Below are 15,898 nucleotides of genomic sequence, written 5' to 3'. Positions count from 1 at the left end.
TAAGCTCTGTTTAACCGCACAATACCTATAATTTTACATTTTTAACAATTATTTATTTAAAATTTACAAGGAATTTACATGAAAAAAGCTTTTACAATGATTGAGCTAATTTTTGTGATTTTGATTTTGGGAGTTTTGGCTGCTGTGGCTTTGCCAAAATTAGCCGCAACAAGAGATGATGCAGAGGTCGTAAAGGCAGCTTCTGATTTAACAACTGCTATAAGCGATATTAGCACCTATTACACAGCAAAGGGCAAATTTGCAACAAATATCCACGATATGACGCGAGCCATCGTAGCCCTAAACGCAAATAACGGAGTGCTAAAAATTAAAGGCGGAGATTGCGCACAAATTCGAGTAATTAACGCAGGCGACGCCACAGATACCACAAGCCCAGCGCGCGCTTCAAAAATCATTATAGATTTTAGCCAAACGGCCAACAAAGACGATGCGGCTTGTTTAATGCTAAGAAAATTTCCCTCCATCAAAAATATGTGCGCAAAAGGCGATGATGAAATAATCGATGAATGCGAGATTATAGTAAGTGGCTTCGATACAAATTGGTAAAATTTTAATAAATTTTAAATACTAATAAAATAAATGCGCGCTAAAATGCGCGCTGATTAAAAATTTATAAAATTTTAAATTTACTGCTCTAATTTATAGCCAACAGCGCGAATTGCGTGAATAAAGCGCGGATTTTTGGGATCCTCGCCTAGTTTCGTGCGAATGCGCCCGATTATCACATCTATGCTTTTTGGCGAGCTATCTAGGCTAATAGCATCGCAATTATAAATAAATTCCTCCCTGCGAATCACGCCACCTTCTCTTTTTAACATATATGCTAGTATATCATACTCTGCTGCTGTTAATGCAAGCGCAGTGCCGTTTAATTTAATAATATGTGCAAACTCATCACAAACTAGCGATTTTTTGGTATTTTTTGGAGCGATAAATGCGCCCTCATCGGTATTTACGCGCGCTAAATGCCTTTTGATGCGCGCTAGTAATTCTTTTGGATCATAAGGTTTTGGCAAATAATCATCCGCACCAAAATCAAAAGCCGTGATTTTATCATCTAAATCGTGGCGCGCGCTTGAAATAATAATAGGCACATTGTGTTTTTTGCGTATTTGCTTACAAACTTCAAGCCCATCAAGCCCTGGCAAAGTTAAATCCAAAATCACCAAATCATAAGTATTTATATTTAATTCACTAAGCCCTAAATATGGCTCACCACAAATTTTAACCCTAAACTCATTTAATTCCAAATATTCACTTAAAATTTCTGCAAGCTCAAAATCATCTTCAATCATTAAAATTTTTTTCATATCATTCCTTTAAATATTATTAAAATTTTATTAATAATCTTGCTCGCCATTTTTATCGCGCTTATAATTTTTGGCTTTTTTAAACTTGTCAAGCGCGTTCGCGGCCTTTAAAAGCTCAGCGCGCGAGCAATTACTAGCCATATTAACAAAGGCCAAAAGTGCCTTTGAATACGATGAATGCAAGCTCACACTTGGGATTTTATTTAAAATTTGTGTATTTTTTTCTACTAAGGCTTGAAATTTTAATTCATCAAAATTTTCTTTTTTAATAGCCTTGCTAATATCCATACTAAAACGCTCCAAAGCGCGTAAATACCGAACTCTCATAAATTTTTCATTTTGCATGCGCGTATTTTATCAAATTTTATTTAATATCATCTTTTAAAATTTCGCTACTTTAAAGCAAAATATCTTTTATTAAATTTTATTGATAAAAAGGAATTAATTTACATTAAAAATAATATATTTAAAAAGTATATTCTAATAATGCTTTTAGTTTAAATCATTGTATAATAATATTTTTAAATAAAATATATAATTTTAGTTAAAATACTTGACATTTAAAAATTTTCTTGCTAATATTCGCTTTAAATTTCAAAAAAAGGACAAACCATGCAAAACTTACACCAAGAAACCCTAGCCACACACGCAGGCTACAACTCGCAAAAAGAGCAAAATGGCGCAGTTGCCGTGCCATTGTATCTTAGCAATGCCTTTGATTTTGGCACTAGCCAAACAGCGGCGGCTCGCTTTGCCCTACAAGAACTTGGCCCGATTTATTCTCGCCTTACAAATCCTACTGTCGATGTATTTGAAGCAAGAGTTGGAGCGCTTGAAAACGCAGCCGGAGCAATTAGTGCTAGCTCTGGCTCAGCGGCTATTTTTTATGCCATAGCAAATATTGCAAGCGCAGGCGATAATATAATTATCTCAAATAAAATTTACGGCGGTAGCACCGCACTTTTGGGCAATACGCTTAAAAATTTTGGCATTAGCGCAAAAATCTTTGATGTAGAAAATCCAAGCTCGCTAGAAAGCCTAATAGATGCTAAAACCAAGGCGATTTTTTTTGAATCCTTATCAAATCCGCAAATTGCTGTTGCAAACACACAAGAAATCGTCAAAATCGCCGATAAACACGGCATAATCACAATCACAGACAACACAGTAGCCACGCCGATTTTATACCAACCATTAAATCACGGCGTAAATGTCAGCGTTCATAGCGCGACAAAATACATTTGCGGTAATGGCGCAGTGCTTGGAGGCGTAATCGCAAGCGCAAAAAGCACAAACCAAAAATTAGCCAATAACCCGCGCTATCCTTTGTTTAACGAGCCAGAAGCAAATTACCACGGCTTAGTTTTTGCAAACTTAGTAGAGCATTTTGATATTTTTACAATTCGCATTAAAACCATATTATTGCGCGATATAGGCGCTAGTTTAAGCCCATTTAATGCTTGGCAGTTAATTCAAGGCCTTGAAACCCTAAGCGTTCGCATAAAAGCCATAAGCCAAAGCGCGCTAAAAATCGCTGAGTTTTTAAGTAACACAAAGGGCGTAAAGGCCGTAAATTATCCTGGCTTAAAAAGCTCGCCTTATTATGAATATGTAAGTAAAAATTTCACAGACGGCCTAGCTAGCGGGCTTATAAGCTTTGAGCTTGAAAGCAAAGAATTAGCAAATGAGGTAGTAAATTCCACCGAGCTTTTCCGCGTAATCGTCAATATAGGCGATTCAAAAAGCATCATCACTCACCCAGCAAGCTCTACTCACTCTCAACTTGATGCCGATGGTCTTAAAAACGCAGGCATAAGCGCAGGACTAATCCGCCTAAGCATAGGACTTGAAAATGTAGATGATTTAATACTAGATCTACAAAAGGCATTCAAAAAGGCAAAACTATGAGCCTGCTTAGCACAAAAGGCGTTTATGGACTAATATGCATTTTTGAAATTTCAAAAGGCAATAGTAGCTCGCCAATAAGCCTAAAAGATATTTCAGACAATATAAATGTTAGCAAAAATTATTTAGAGCAAATTATAAATAATTTAAGAAGTGCTGGCCTAATAGCTAGCATAAAAGGGCTAAAAGGCGGGTATTATTTATCTAGACCGCTAAGCGAAATTAGCTATTATGAAATTTTTAATTTACTAGAAAAAGATTTTGGGCTAAGCAGAGTTACTCTAAACACGCCATATTCACTTTTTATAAAAGAATATGATGAAAAATTAAAAGAGCTTTTTAATAAACCATTAAGTAGCTTTGAAGCCTTTAAGCAAGAAGCTAATGCGTATTTAAACTATGTAATTTAAGGATTAAAAATGCAAATTGCAAATAATGTGCGCGAATTAGTAGGCAAAACCCCTTTAATTCGCATAAATTCTTTTAGTAAAGAGGCTAAAATAATAGCAAAGGTGGAATTTTTAAACCCAGGACACTCAATCAAAGATAGAATCGCCCTAAATATGATAAATGAAGCATTTAAAAAAGGTGCGATAAACGAAAATAGCGTGATTATAGAGCCAACTAGTGGCAATACAGGCGTAGGGCTTGCGATGATAGCAGCATCTTATGGCTTGCGCGCGATTTTTACTATGCCAAGCTCTATGAGTTTAGAAAGACAAAAACTTTTACTTGCATATGGAGCAGAGCTTGTGCTAACTGAGCCAAAACTAGGTATGAAAGGCGCGGTTGATAAGGCAAATGAATTAGCAAAAGAAATAAAAAATAGCTTTATCCCAAGTCAATTTAATAACCCAGATAACCCAAAAGCCCACGAAAACACCACAGCAAAAGAAATTTTAGAACAAAGCGATGGCAAAATCGATATAATAATCGCTGGCTTTGGTACTGGCGGGACTATTAGCGGCACCGCAAGAGAGCTAAAAAAACACATCAAAAATCTCCAAGTTATCGCAGTAGAGCCACAAGCTAGCCCGCTTTTAAGCCAAGGCTATGCCGCTGCTCACGCCATTCAAGGCATAGGCGCAAATTTCGTGCCTCAAAACCTTGATCAAAGTGTTATAGACGAGTTTTTTGTGGTTTCAAATGAAAACGCTATCGCCACCACGCAAAAGCTAGCCAGACAAGAAGGCTTGCTAGCTGGTATTTCAAGCGGAGCAAATATTTTTGCTGCTAGTGAGTTTGCCAAACTAAGCCAAAACGCCAATAAAACCATCTTAACCTTTTTAAATGATACAGGCGAAAGATACATTTCTACGGGAATTTTTGGTTAATTTGTTAAATTAAAATTTAAAAATTAAAATTTTAATTTTATGTTTAATTTAGAATTTATAAAGCATAAAATTTACGCTCTGTTATTTTAATATCAACTTAAAAACGCTGTTTTTATGGCATAAAAGATATAAAATTTTAAAGCGTTTTTAAGTTCTTTTAGCTACAATCACGCCTTTAATTTATAAACAAGGATAAAAAATGTCAAAAGTATGCGCTATTACTGGCAAAGGCCCTATGGTAGGCAATAATGTAAGCCACGCTAACAATAAAACAAAACGCCGTTTTATGCCAAATCTTCGTAGCATACGCGTGAAATTAGAAGACGGCACAACTCGCCGCATTCGCGTAGCCGCTAGCACACTTCGCACTATGAAAAAACTACAAAACAGCTAAGCATCTCAAAATGACGCTAGGACAAAGACTAGCTAAGTTTCTAAACTGGCGCATAAACTCCCCTGAATACAGCACTAGCAGTGAGCTTTACGAGCAATTACGCCCTTTTCGCTTGCCGCTGATCTTCATCGTAGTGATGATGCTTTTTGGGACGGCTGGGTATGTGCTGATTGATAATTTTTCCCTAATTGATGCGATTTATCAAGCTGGGATGACCTTTACCACGGTGGGCTTTACAGAAGTAGCGCCCATTAGCCCTGCTGGGCGTATTTTTACGATTTGCTTTATTTTAGTTGGCTTCGCTGCTTTTACCTTTTCAATGGGTATAGTTATCGAAGTGCTAAAAAAAGGCACTCTCGCACAGATTTTACAGGAGCGTTCGATGCTTTATAAAATCGCAAGCCTTAAAAACCACTTTGTAATTTGCTATCACAATATCTACACAATAGAATTAAGCAAGCAATTTAGAGAAAATCACATACCTTTTGTAGTAGTTGATAACTCAGCCCACCTTAGCGATTTAGCTGAGCAGTATAAATATCCTTACTACATAATCGCCGAGCCACACACGCAAACAGCGCTTTTAAAAACTCATTTTTCAAGCGCAAAAGGTCTAATCACCCTAAGCGATAATATAGCCGATAATATTGCTATGATAGCCACGGCGAGATTATATGAAAAAGAGCTTGGCAGAAAGCCCTATTTTATAATGACAAACTCAAACAGCGATGATGATGCCATAAAGCTAACCAAACTTGGAGCAAACTCCGTAGTATCAGCAACAAAACTAGTAGCACAGCGTCTAAGTGCCATAAGTGCGCGCCCAGATATGGAAAATATGCTTGAAAAATTTCTCTATGATAAAAATTCCCCACTTGATATAGAAGAAATAAAAGTGCCAGATCTTAGCTGGATGCGCTTTAAACGCATTAAAGAAACGCATTTAAGAAGCATTACAAACGCTGATATAGTCGGCATAAGAGATCAAAATAACAAATTCACACCAATGCCAAAAGGTGATACTCTAATAGGCACAGGCTCAAAACTTTTAGTAATTGGCACGGCTGAGAGCATACGCGCTACGAAGCATTTAATTTACAGCAAGCGCAAACCAGAAGAATTTCGCTACATATAAGGATAAAAATGTTTAAAATAATTTCTTTAAAAAATGGCTTAGAAAATGTGGCTGGGTTTAGCTTTGATGGGCTTAGTGCGGGTTTTAAAAAAGACGGGCAAAATGACTTAGGCTTTATAAGAGCCAGCCAAAACGCAAGCCTTTGGGCGCGTTTTACTAGAAATAAATTTAAAGCTGCGCCAATAAGGCATTTTGAAAAAACCTTTAATCTAAACCTTGATAGCATCCAAAATACTAGCCAGAAAAACGCGGACTTTTACAAAAATGAACTACACACAAATTTTATCTTATTAAATTCCAAAAACGCTAACGCAATGACAGGAAAAGCCGGTATAGACGATATAGATGAAATTTTTAAGGCTCTAAAATCTTTACCAAATTTTAATAATTTTACCTTAGTAAATCCGCTGATGAGTTCAACAGGCGTTATTGGCTATCGCTTAGATAAAGAAAAAATCATCTGCGCTGCTAGAAATTTTAATCTAAACGCGCAAAATAGCGATGCCTTAGCGCGCGCCATAATGACTACTGATCGCTTTAAAAAAGAAATTGCGCTAAAAGTTGAGCTTGAAGATGGCACAAGCTTTAATATAGCCTGCATTTGCAAAGGTGCTGGTATGATAAATCCTGCCCTTGCTACAATGCTTTGTTTTATACTAACTGATGCGCCTATCCCAAATGAAGATGCGCACGAATTGCTAGAATGCGCCATAGAACAAAGCTTTAATGCAATAAGCGTAGATGGCGATACTAGCACAAACGATACAATAATGCTTTTAAGCTCCAAACAAGCCAAGGGCTATGATAAAGAGGCTTTTGGTTTTGCCTTAAATCAAATCTGCTTACAAATGGCTTTAAATTTAGTAAAAGATGGCGAAGGTAGCACAAAAGTTGTCGCCTTTGAGATACAAAATGCCGCCACAAAAGAAGAAGCCAAACAAGCAGCTCTTGCCTTAGCAAATTCTCTTTTAGTTAAAACCGCGCTTTTTGGTTGCGATCCAAACTGGGGGCGAATAGCCTCAACCATCGGCGCTAGCGGCATTAACTGCGATGAAAATAAACTTAGCATATATTATGATGATGTGCTTGTTTATAACGCACAAAACCCACAATTAGATGAAATTAGAGAAAAAGCCGCACATGAAATAATGCTAAAAGATAGCTATAAAATCATTTGCGACATAGGAACGGGGATTGCTTGCTATAAAGCATATGGTTGCGATTTAGGGCATGAGTATGTAAGCATAAATGCCGATTATCGCTCATAAAGATTGCAAAGAGTATGAAAAATTAAAAATTTCTTAGCTTTTTTAGCTAAAATTTTAAAATTTTTTATACAATTAGCAAATTAAAATTTTAAATCCAAAACCACAAAGGAGAAAATATGTTTGGCAATAAATCACAAATCGAAAGCCTAAAACACGACCTAGAAGCTCAAAGAGCCATCATCGCTAAAAAAGATGAAGAAATCGCAAAATTAAAAGCTCAAATAGAAGCTGCCCAAGAAAACGCCCAAGATATCGAAGATAGCAAATTTCTAACCAAAGCCGTAGATAGCTTAAATGCTGGCGCGCTCAAATGCATTAAAGATGTCCAAAGCGATATAGAAAAAAATATCATTATGAATCACCGCGCAGTAGGCATTAGCAATGATAATATCAAAGATATAGGCAATCTTTCACAAATTAGCGAAGAAATCACAGAATCTTTAAATCGCATAGCTCAAAGCTCAAATAAATCACGTTCTGATGCTGAAAACTTAAATAAAAGCGTAGATGAAATTTCAAATGTGATAAACTTAATCAAAGATATTTCAGATCAAACGAATTTGCTTGCTTTAAATGCTGCTATTGAAGCCGCAAGAGCTGGAGAGCATGGGCGCGGATTTGCCGTGGTTGCCGATGAGGTTCGCAATTTGGCCGAACGCACGCAAAAGGCTACTTCTGAGGTAGAAATGAATATAAACTTATTAAAACAAAATAGTGGCGATATGTTTAGTTCAAGCGAAGAAGTAGAAAGAATAAGCAATGAAAGCAACGCTCACATACAAAATTTCCGCACAGAATTTGGCAAGCTAATATCACAAGCTAAAAATATCCGCTCTTGCATTACTTATATCTCAAATAATGTTTTTACAAACCTTATAAAATTAGACCATGTTGCGTTTAAACTAAATGGCTATGCTAAGGCTTTTGATAAGAAATTTGATCCAATGCCAGATGCTACGCAATGTCGCTTAGGTAAATGGTATGCAAATGAAGGCAGCAGAATTTATGCTAAATCATCTATGTATGAAAAAATCGCTGAGCCACATAAAGCAGTACATGATAACTTCAATAAAGCCCTTGCGCTTTTAAGCGAAGGGGTTAATGATAAATCAAGAGTGCTAGAATTATTTAAAACAGCAGAAGAAAATACAATTGTTTTATTTGAAATATTTAGAGAATTGCTAAAAGCTGAGCGCTTAAATGTAGAAGCAGAATTAGAAAGAAACGGCATTGATTTAAATGCTAGACCAAGAACGCCTAGCACAAGCGATAGCAAAAATGTAGTGTGCGATGATTATACCTGCGCCGTTCAAGGCTCTACACCTAGCTCAATTTAAATAACTTTAAATTTTAATCTCACCCCACGCTTAGCAAATTTTGCTAAGCGTTTTTTATCTTTTGAAATTTTAAATCGCAAATTAGTAAATTTTAAAATTTAGTTTTTATTTTGAAATTTTAATTAGTAAATTTTAATCTTTTTAAGCTAGCGCGTTTATTAAAATAAATTTTAAAATGGTGCCTGAATATTATAGCAATGATTTATCGCCCCACAGCCTTTGCCAATATTTATGTCGTTTTTGATGGCATTTAGCACAAAATTTTTAGCATGGCTTATGGATTTTGGCAAATCAAGCCCACTAGCTAATGCGCAAGCAATCGCGCTTGAAAGCGTACAACCCGTGCCGTGCGTGTTTTTGGTATGTATTTTCTCGCTCTTAAACTCGTTAAAATTTTTCCCATCAAATAAAACATCACAAGCATCTAAATGCCCGCCCTTAATCAAAACAGCGCAATTCTTGCCGTTTGATTTATTTAAAATGCGCGTATGTAATGCTTTGGCCGTTTTTTTCATATCGCTTAGATTTTTTATCTCGCACTTAGCCAAAAAGCTAGCTTCGCTTAAATTTGGCGTGATTATATCACTAATGCTAAAAAGCTCCCAAAGTGCGTCTATTGCGTCATCTTGTAAGAGTTTTGCCCCGCTTGTTGCTAGCATTACTGGATCGCATACTATATTTTTTGCTTGATATTTTTTAAGTGTTTTAATTACAGCATTTACTAACTCCGCATTAAAAAGCATACCAGTTTTTAGCGCATCTACACCCATATCATCAAAACAAGCACTAATTTGCTCGCTTAAAATTTGCGCGCTTGCTTGCATGATTGCGCGCACGCCCAGGGTGTTTTGCGCTGTGATTGCACTAACTGCGCTCATTGCATACATTTTATGCGCGGTTATGGTTTTAATATCAGCCCCAATACCAGCGCCCCCGCTACTATCTAAGCCTGCAATGCTTAAAATTTTTTTCATATCTTGCCTTTTAGTTGCTAGCAAAAGGTTTAATCTTTTTGCCAGCTAACGCCTGATGGCGTATCCATAATGCTTATGCCAAGCTCGCTAAGGCGCGTTCTAATCTCATCGGCTTTTGCGTAATTTTTTGCCGTTTTGGCTAGATTTCTTTCATTTATTAGCTGGGTTATTTGCGCTTTTAAAGCAGCGCTTACGCCCCATCTAAACCACTCATTTTCATCAGTTTGTAAAATTCCAAAAATCTCAGCCACAAAGGCTAAATCAGCTGATATTTGCGCCTTTAAAATTTTATTTTTACCATCATTATCCAAGGCGGCATTTGCGTTATTTACCATTTCATCAACGCTAGCAAGAGCTGAGGAAATGTTTAAATCATCGCTTAAAGCACTTAAAATTTCATTTTTAAAATTTTCATTTACCTTATCTGGTTTTGCGCCATTTAAGCGCAGTTTAAGGCGGTAAATTTTATCTAAGCGTTTTTTTGCAGCACTTAAATCATCTAAGCTATAATTAAAATTACATCTATAATGCGCTGCCATCAAATAAAAGCGTAAAGCCTCACCTGGTGCGTGTTTTAAAGCATCTTTTATAAAAAAAGAATTACCCAAACTCTTACTCATTTTTTCATTATTGATTTGGACAAAACCATTATGTAGCCAGTATTTTGAGAGATTTTTATTATATGCGCAGCGACATTGCGCAGCTTCATTTTCGTGGTGAGGAAAAAGCAAATCCGCCCCGCCTGCGTGAATGTCAATCTCATAATCCCCCTTGCTATTTTTGCCAAAAATCTCTCGTATCATCGCCACGCATTCGCTATGCCAGCCAGGTCGTCCCTTGCCAAATGGGCTATCATAGTATTTTTCATCAAATTTCCAAAGCACAAAATCCTTTTCATCGCGCTTTAAATTATTATTTTGCACCCTTGCTTGTTTATTTTCATCTTTTCGCGCGCTAAGACTTAAATACTTGCTATCTCGCCCACTATCAAAATAAATCCCATCATCTTTAATCTCATAAGCAAAACCATTTTTAAAAAGCATTTGTATATATGAAATAATCGCGCTTATATACTCAGTTGCCCTTGGCTTAAAATCAGGTTCTAAAACATTAAGCGCACTCATATCAGCTTCAAAACTTGCGATATATTGCGTTGTGATTTGCTCCAAGCTAGCCCCAGTTGCGCTCATTTTATGTAAAATTTTATCATCAATATCTGTATAATTACGCACAAAACGCACCTTAAAACCAAGAGCTAGCAAAACTCGCCTAAGCAAATCAAAACTAATAGCACTTCTTGCATGCCCTAAATGCGCATCATCATAAACGGTTGGCCCACATAAATAAATATTTGCCTCGCCTTCATTTGTTGGTTTAAAATCTACTTGTTTTTTTAAATGCGAATCATAAAATTTCATTTTTATCCTTTTTAAAAAAGCGCAATTATAACTAATTAACGCAGAAAATTTTAAATTAAATTTAGCCTTTTGGCTGAGTAAATTTTAAAATTTTATCTCAATCATTTGCCTATTTTTAAAAATACTTGCTTTATTAAAGCCAAATTCTTTTGCTTTTGCTATGGCTTTATCCATATATAGTCCTATTTGATCTATGCTGTGAGCATCGCTGCCAAAGGTGATTTTTACGCCAATTTCAGCCATTAGCTCTAAAATTTCATCGCTTGGGTAAAGCTGGGCGCAAGGTTTGCGGTATCCGGCCGTGTTTAGCTCTATTGCCATATTTTTGCTTTTGGCTAGCTTGATTGCTGGTTTTGCGTATTGTCTTATATCGCGTTTTGGGCGATAGTTGAAAATTTTAATTAAATCAATATGCCCTACAATATCGAAAAGTTCGCTCTTTATCATTTCACAAAGTGCTTGAAAATAATCCTCATAAAGCGTGTCTATATTTTTATTAGCATAATTTGCTATAAACTCTGGGTTATCAAAACCCCAAGTATTTAAAAAATGCACAGAGCCTATTAAATAATCGCATTTTGCGTGATTTATTTCATCGCTCATTAGTTTTTTATCGCTCATAAAATCAGCCTCAAAACCTAGCAAAATCTCCATTTTATTTGAAAATTCTGCACGCACTTCATTTATTAGGGCTTGATAAAATGGAATTTGAGCCTTGCTCATTCTATAAGCTAAATCATAATTCATAAAGCCGTGATCGCTAAATCCAAAATATTTACATCCTAGCTCGCAGGCTTTAAGCGCAAACTCGCGTGGCGTGCCACTTGCGTGGTTACAAAGCGGGGTGTGATTGTGTAAATCTATAAACATTTTAATCCTTAAAAAATCGTAATTATAGGCAAATTTAATTTAAATTATAGGATTATTTTGCGATAATTGCGACTTTTTATTTTTTAAGGATTTATAAATGATAACATCATTACGCGGGATGCACGATTTATTAGATGATAGAGCGCGTTTATATAAAAATATCATAAACACTTGCGAGCAAGTAGCTAGCAAATACGGCTACAATTACATTCAAACCCCAACCTTAGAGCGCACAGCACTTTATAAAAGAAGCGTGGGCGAAAGTAGCGATATAGTCGGTAAAGAAATGTATGAGTTTAGCGACAAAGGCGGTGATAGCATTTGCTTGCGCCCAGAAGGCACAGCAGGCGTGGTGCGCGCATTTTTAGAAAATAAATTAGATAAAGCTGGCGGAATTTACCGCTGGTATTATCATGGCTCGATGTTTCGCTATGAAAGACCTCAGCGTGGCAGACAACGCGAATTTCATCAATTTGGCGTAGAATGCTTTGGTATCGCTAGCGTTTATGAAGACGCAATGCTAATATGTATGGCCAGTGATATTTTAAAAGCACTTAATATTAAAGCCACGCTTAAAATCAACTCACTAGGCGATGAAGATTCTATGCAAAATTATAAAGAAGCGCTCTTAAAATACGCCAAACGCGTAAGCGCGCGACTTTGTATGGATTGTAAAAGGCGCATTTCAACTAATGTGATGAGAATTTTAGATTGCAAAAACGAAAACTGCCAGCAAGCACTAAGTGGCGCGCCGATTTTGCTTGATGCTTTAAATGATAAATGCAAAAATGAGTTTGAAACCTTACAAATTTTATTAAGACAAGCTGGTATAAAATTTGTGATAGATTCAAACTTAGTGCGAGGGCTGGATTATTATTGTAAAACTGCTTTTGAGTTTGTAAGCGATGAAATAGGCGCGCAATCAGCCATTATAGGTGGCGGGCGTTATGATAGATTAATAAGCGATTTAGAAGGCCACGATACGCCTGCTGTTGGCTGGGCTATGGGCATAGAGCGCATTATGGAGATTTTGGCTTTAAAAAGCGAAGAAAAAGCACAAAAAGATAGTATTTATTTATGCGCTCTAGATGAGAAATTGCTTAAAAACATTTGCTTTTTGGCAAATCAATTAAGGGCATTTGGGTTTAAGGTGCTAATCTCTTATGATATTAAAGCACCAGCCAAACAGCTAGCAAATGCCGATAAAATCAACGCTAAGTTTTTTTTATGCTTAGGCCTTGATGAAGCAAAAAATAATGAAATTTGGCTTAGAAATTTAGAAAATAAAATTGATAAAAAAGTGCCACTTGATGATTTAATAAGCGAGTTAAATGAGCAAAACTAGCAAAAGGAGCAAAGATGAAGGATAATTATGGCTTAAATATATGGGCAAATGATGATTTTATCATCGAAAAAGGTAAAATTTGCCTAAATACGCCAAGCAAGCCCGCCCTACAAGATATGGTAGAGCAAATCCGCGCCACAGGACTTCGCGGACCCATACTTTTGCGCTTTCCGCACTTAATCGCAAAACAGCTTGAAGAACTTTATTCTAGCTTTAAAATGGCTAAAAAAGAGTTTAATTATTCAGGAAATTTTAACGCCGTTTATCCATTAAAAGTAAATCAATACCCTGCTTTTGTTAAAAATATAGTTCATTTTGGCCAAAAACACGGCTATGGCTTAGAAGCAGGCTCAAAGGCTGAGCTATTAATAGCTATGGCTTATAATGCTAAAAAAGCACCTATAACGGTAAATGGCTTTAAGGATAAAGAGCTTATAAACCTTGGCTTTATCGCAGCTGAAATGGGACATGATATCACAATCACAATAGAAGGCCTTGGCGAGCTTGAAACCATCATAGAAACGACAAAATCTCGCTTTAAACCAAAGCCTAGCATAGGATTAAGAATTAGGCTTCATAGCGGTGGTAGCGGTATTTGGGCTAAAAGTGGTGGTATAAACTCAAAATTTGGCCTAACCTCAACTGAGCTAATCGAAGCTGTGAATTTACTCAAAAAACACGGCCTAATCGAACAATTTCGTATGATACACTTTCATATCGGCAGCCAAATAAATGACATTCAACCCTTAAAAAAAGCCCTGCTAGAAGCTGGCAATATCTATGCTGAGCTAAGAAAAATGGGAGCAAAAAACCTAAAAGCCATAAATCTAGGCGGTGGTTTAGCCATAGAATATTCACAATTTAAAGACTACCACACTAAAAATTACAAACTTAAAGAATACGCAAATGATGTGGTATTTTTACTCCAAAGCATAGCTGTGCAAAAAGGCGAAGCTGAGCCTGATATTTTTGTAGAGAGCGGGCGTTTTGTAGCAGCTAGTCATGCTGTGCTAACAGCACCTGTTTTAGAGCTTTTTAGCAGAGAATACAGCGAAAAAAAACTTGCCCTAAAAAAGCAAAATCCCACGCTAATTGCCGAACTTTATGATTTATACAACAACATAAAACCAAGCAATGCAATAGAATATTTTCACGATGCAGCAGGGCATCTTGAAAGCGTGCTTACACTTTTTGAGCTAGGTTATGTGGATTTGTGCGATCGCTCAAATGCTGAAATTTTAACTCATCTAATCATCAAAAAAACAATTAGCCTTTTAGGTGCTGATGATAATGCGGATTTAATGCGAATACAAAGCAACACGCAAGAGCGATATTTGGTAAATTTTTCAATTTTTCAAAGTCTGCCTGATTTTTGGGGGCTTAAACAACACTTTCCTATCGCACCGCTAAAATACCTAGACAAACGCCCAACGCTTAGTGCTTCTATTTGGGATATTACTTGTGATAGCGATGGTGAGATTAGCTTTTGTAGCAAAAATAATCCTTTATTTTTACACGATGTAGATGTTAAAGAAGAGCCGTATTTTCTAGGCTTTTTTTTGGTTGGGGCTTATCAAGAGGTGCTTGGAATGAAGCATAATCTTTTTGCTCATCCTAGCGAGGCTGTGATAATACCTACAAAAGATGGTTTTGAGATTAAAGAAATTATAGAATCACAAAGCATTATGGAAATTTTAAATGATTTAGATTACGATATAGATGAAATCGAAAGCCTAATAAACAAACAAATAGAAAACTCAAATCTAGTAAATGAAAATGCTAAAAAGCAAATTCTTGGTGAGCTTTATTTATTTTTAAATGCAAATAGTTATTTGCGCACGGTGCAGTGATGGGAATTTTTGCTTTAATTAAAAATGATTTAGCCCAGCCACGCCTAAAAGATCCTGCTTATAATGGGGCGTTGGATCTTATTTTTAACTATCCAGGCGTTTGGGCTGTGATAAATCACCGCTTTTGTCATGCTTTATGGATTAGAGGTTTTAAGGCCTGCGCGCGCGTGCTTTCTGGCATTTCAAATGCTCTAACGCGCGTAGATATTCATCCTGGTGCCATCATAGGGCGCGGTGTGTTTATAGATCATGCCACGGGCGTGGTTATTGGTCAAACTGCTATCGTGGGCGATGATTGTTTGATTTATCAAGGCGTAACCCTTGGTGGAGTTAGCCTTAAAAAAACAAAACGCCACCCTACCTTGCTAAATGGCGTAGTAGTAGGCGCAGGGGCTAAAATTTTAGGCGATATTACAATAGGTCAAGGTTGTAAAATCGGCGCAAATAGCGTAGTAACAAAAAGCGTGCCTGATTTTTGCACTGCTGTTGGTAGCCCAGCGCGCATCATTGGCGAATGCTCGCAGCCATTAAATAATCTCCCAGATATTGATAAAAAATTATTTGCGTATTTGCTTGCGCGCATAGATGAGCTAGAAAACGCCCTAAACTCTAACAATGCCAAAAATAAACCAAGCTATAAAATCGATGATAAATTAAAAGAATATTTAAAATCCCTGAAAGAATAGCTGGCTTTAAAATTTAGAGCTTAAAATTTAATTTGCGTAATTTTCATCAAA

Annotated in this window: 16 protein-coding genes and 1 pseudogene; 12 read left to right on the top strand and 5 right to left on the bottom strand. The window is 36.5% G+C overall.

Annotated elements, in window-relative coordinates:
• Positions 1-78 precede the first annotated feature (78 nt).
• Entirely contained in the window at positions 79-567 is a 489-nt protein-coding gene (locus CINF_RS02770; protein ID WP_179975657.1) for a type II secretion system protein, read from the top strand.
• A gap of 80 nt (positions 568-647) precedes the next feature.
• On the opposite strand, the gene CINF_RS02765 is transcribed toward CINF_RS02770, so the two are convergent.
• Together CINF_RS02765 and CINF_RS02760 are read right to left on the bottom strand one after the other, a co-directional pair.
• Positions 648-1,331, bottom strand: a complete 684-nt coding sequence (locus CINF_RS02765) for a response regulator transcription factor (RefSeq protein WP_178696744.1) — start codon at positions 1,329-1,331, stop codon at positions 648-650.
• Between the two features lie 30 nt (positions 1,332-1,361).
• Positions 1,362-1,676 (bottom strand): hypothetical protein, encoded by a 315-nt coding sequence (locus CINF_RS02760; RefSeq protein WP_179975656.1) that lies wholly within the window; start codon positions 1,674-1,676, stop codon positions 1,362-1,364.
• 267 nt (positions 1,677-1,943) lie between these two features.
• Here CINF_RS02760 and CINF_RS02755 point away from each other — a divergent pair, with 267 nt between their 5' ends.
• From CINF_RS02755 to CINF_RS09150, 8 genes and pseudogenes are all read left to right on the top strand, one after another.
• Positions 1,944-3,239 carry an O-acetylhomoserine aminocarboxypropyltransferase/cysteine synthase family protein gene (locus CINF_RS02755; RefSeq protein ID WP_179975655.1) on the top strand — a complete coding sequence of 432 codons (1,296 nt, stop codon included), beginning with the start codon at positions 1,944-1,946 and terminating at the stop codon, positions 3,237-3,239.
• Positions 3,236-3,646, top strand: coding sequence for an RrF2 family transcriptional regulator (locus CINF_RS02750; protein WP_178696747.1), 411 nt, complete (start codon positions 3,236-3,238; stop codon positions 3,644-3,646). The genes CINF_RS02755 and CINF_RS02750 overlap by 4 nt, the downstream gene beginning before the upstream one ends.
• A gap of 9 nt (positions 3,647-3,655) precedes the next feature.
• Positions 3,656-4,570 (top strand): cysteine synthase A, encoded by a 915-nt coding sequence (gene cysK / locus CINF_RS02745; protein ID WP_178696748.1) that lies wholly within the window; start codon positions 3,656-3,658, stop codon positions 4,568-4,570.
• A 199-nt stretch (positions 4,571-4,769) separates the two neighbouring features.
• The gene (gene rpmB, locus CINF_RS02740) at positions 4,770-4,964 is read left to right on the top strand and encodes a 50S ribosomal protein L28 (protein WP_179975654.1); all 195 of its coding nucleotides are present in this window, start codon (positions 4,770-4,772) and stop codon (positions 4,962-4,964) included.
• Between the two features lie 10 nt (positions 4,965-4,974).
• Entirely contained in the window at positions 4,975-6,099 is a 1,125-nt protein-coding gene (locus tag CINF_RS02735) for a potassium channel family protein (RefSeq protein WP_179975653.1), read from the top strand.
• Between the two features lie 8 nt (positions 6,100-6,107).
• A complete protein-coding gene (argJ, locus tag CINF_RS02730) occupies positions 6,108-7,367 on the top strand; it encodes a bifunctional glutamate N-acetyltransferase/amino-acid acetyltransferase ArgJ (protein WP_179975652.1) in 1,260 nt (419 codons plus the stop codon).
• Positions 7,368-7,858: 491 nt separating this feature from the next.
• A pseudogene (locus tag CINF_RS09155) lies at positions 7,859-8,167 on the top strand (methyl-accepting chemotaxis protein); the annotation flags it as partial.
• Positions 8,144-8,704, top strand: a complete 561-nt coding sequence (locus CINF_RS09150; protein WP_420808771.1) for a CZB domain-containing protein — start codon at positions 8,144-8,146, stop codon at positions 8,702-8,704. The pseudogene CINF_RS09155 and the gene CINF_RS09150, both read left to right, overlap by 24 nt.
• A gap of 170 nt (positions 8,705-8,874) precedes the next feature.
• Here CINF_RS09150 and thiD read toward each other — a convergent pair whose 3' ends face one another.
• The 3 genes from thiD to CINF_RS02710 all read right to left on the bottom strand — a co-directional run bounded on the left by thiD (position 8,875) and on the right by CINF_RS02710 (position 11,966).
• A complete protein-coding gene (gene thiD, locus CINF_RS02720) occupies positions 8,875-9,678 on the bottom strand; it encodes a bifunctional hydroxymethylpyrimidine kinase/phosphomethylpyrimidine kinase (RefSeq protein WP_179975650.1) in 804 nt (267 codons plus the stop codon).
• A 29-nt stretch (positions 9,679-9,707) separates the two neighbouring features.
• Positions 9,708-11,096, bottom strand: coding sequence for a cysteine--tRNA ligase (gene cysS / locus CINF_RS02715; RefSeq protein WP_179975649.1), 1,389 nt, complete (start codon positions 11,094-11,096; stop codon positions 9,708-9,710).
• A gap of 84 nt (positions 11,097-11,180) precedes the next feature.
• Complete coding sequence (locus CINF_RS02710; protein WP_179975648.1) at positions 11,181-11,966, bottom strand: histidinol-phosphatase; 786 nt, start codon at positions 11,964-11,966, stop codon at positions 11,181-11,183.
• Between the two features lie 97 nt (positions 11,967-12,063).
• Between CINF_RS02710 and hisS the strand changes: the two genes are divergently transcribed.
• From hisS to cysE, 3 genes are read left to right on the top strand one after another with little or no spacing between them, the layout of a single operon-like run.
• The gene (gene hisS / locus CINF_RS02705) at positions 12,064-13,311 is read left to right on the top strand and encodes a histidine--tRNA ligase (protein ID WP_179975647.1); all 1,248 of its coding nucleotides are present in this window, start codon (positions 12,064-12,066) and stop codon (positions 13,309-13,311) included.
• 14 nt (positions 13,312-13,325) lie between these two features.
• The gene (gene speA / locus CINF_RS02700) at positions 13,326-15,161 is read left to right on the top strand and encodes a biosynthetic arginine decarboxylase (RefSeq protein WP_179975646.1); all 1,836 of its coding nucleotides are present in this window, start codon (positions 13,326-13,328) and stop codon (positions 15,159-15,161) included.
• Positions 15,161-15,847: a serine O-acetyltransferase gene (gene cysE / locus CINF_RS02695; RefSeq protein WP_178696758.1), complete on the top strand. Its 687-nt coding sequence runs from the start codon at positions 15,161-15,163 to the stop codon at positions 15,845-15,847. The genes speA and cysE overlap by 1 nt, the downstream gene beginning before the upstream one ends.
• The last annotated feature ends 51 nt before the right edge of the window (positions 15,848-15,898 follow it).

This window comes from Candidatus Campylobacter infans (assembly GCF_013416015.1).
Lineage (GTDB): Bacteria > Campylobacterota > Campylobacteria > Campylobacterales > Campylobacteraceae > Campylobacter > Campylobacter infans.
The sequence above is the reverse complement of the archived record's forward strand: the minus strand, read 5'-3'. Positions and strand labels throughout refer to the sequence as shown.

Coding starts and splice junctions, on each gene's coding strand:
- thiD (WP_179975650.1), bottom strand. CDS start 9,678: ATGAAAAAAATTTTAAGCATTGCAGGCTTAGATAGTAGCGGGGGCGCT.
- CINF_RS02750 (WP_178696747.1), top strand. CDS start 3,236: ATGAGCCTGCTTAGCACAAAAGGCGTTTATGGACTAATATGCATTTTT.
- hisS (WP_179975647.1), top strand. CDS start 12,064: ATGATAACATCATTACGCGGGATGCACGATTTATTAGATGATAGAGCG.
- CINF_RS02735 (WP_179975653.1), top strand. CDS start 4,975: ATGACGCTAGGACAAAGACTAGCTAAGTTTCTAAACTGGCGCATAAAC.
- CINF_RS02755 (WP_179975655.1), top strand. CDS start 1,944: ATGCAAAACTTACACCAAGAAACCCTAGCCACACACGCAGGCTACAAC.
- rpmB (WP_179975654.1), top strand. CDS start 4,770: ATGTCAAAAGTATGCGCTATTACTGGCAAAGGCCCTATGGTAGGCAAT.
- cysE (WP_178696758.1), top strand. CDS start 15,161: ATGGGAATTTTTGCTTTAATTAAAAATGATTTAGCCCAGCCACGCCTA.
- CINF_RS02710 (WP_179975648.1), bottom strand. CDS start 11,966: ATGTTTATAGATTTACACAATCACACCCCGCTTTGTAACCACGCAAGT.
- CINF_RS02760 (WP_179975656.1), bottom strand. CDS start 1,676: ATGCAAAATGAAAAATTTATGAGAGTTCGGTATTTACGCGCTTTGGAG.
- cysK (WP_178696748.1), top strand. CDS start 3,656: ATGCAAATTGCAAATAATGTGCGCGAATTAGTAGGCAAAACCCCTTTA.
- CINF_RS02770 (WP_179975657.1), top strand. CDS start 79: ATGAAAAAAGCTTTTACAATGATTGAGCTAATTTTTGTGATTTTGATT.
- cysS (WP_179975649.1), bottom strand. CDS start 11,096: ATGAAATTTTATGATTCGCATTTAAAAAAACAAGTAGATTTTAAACCA.
- speA (WP_179975646.1), top strand. CDS start 13,326: ATGAAGGATAATTATGGCTTAAATATATGGGCAAATGATGATTTTATC.
- CINF_RS02765 (WP_178696744.1), bottom strand. CDS start 1,331: ATGAAAAAAATTTTAATGATTGAAGATGATTTTGAGCTTGCAGAAATT.
- argJ (WP_179975652.1), top strand. CDS start 6,108: ATGTTTAAAATAATTTCTTTAAAAAATGGCTTAGAAAATGTGGCTGGG.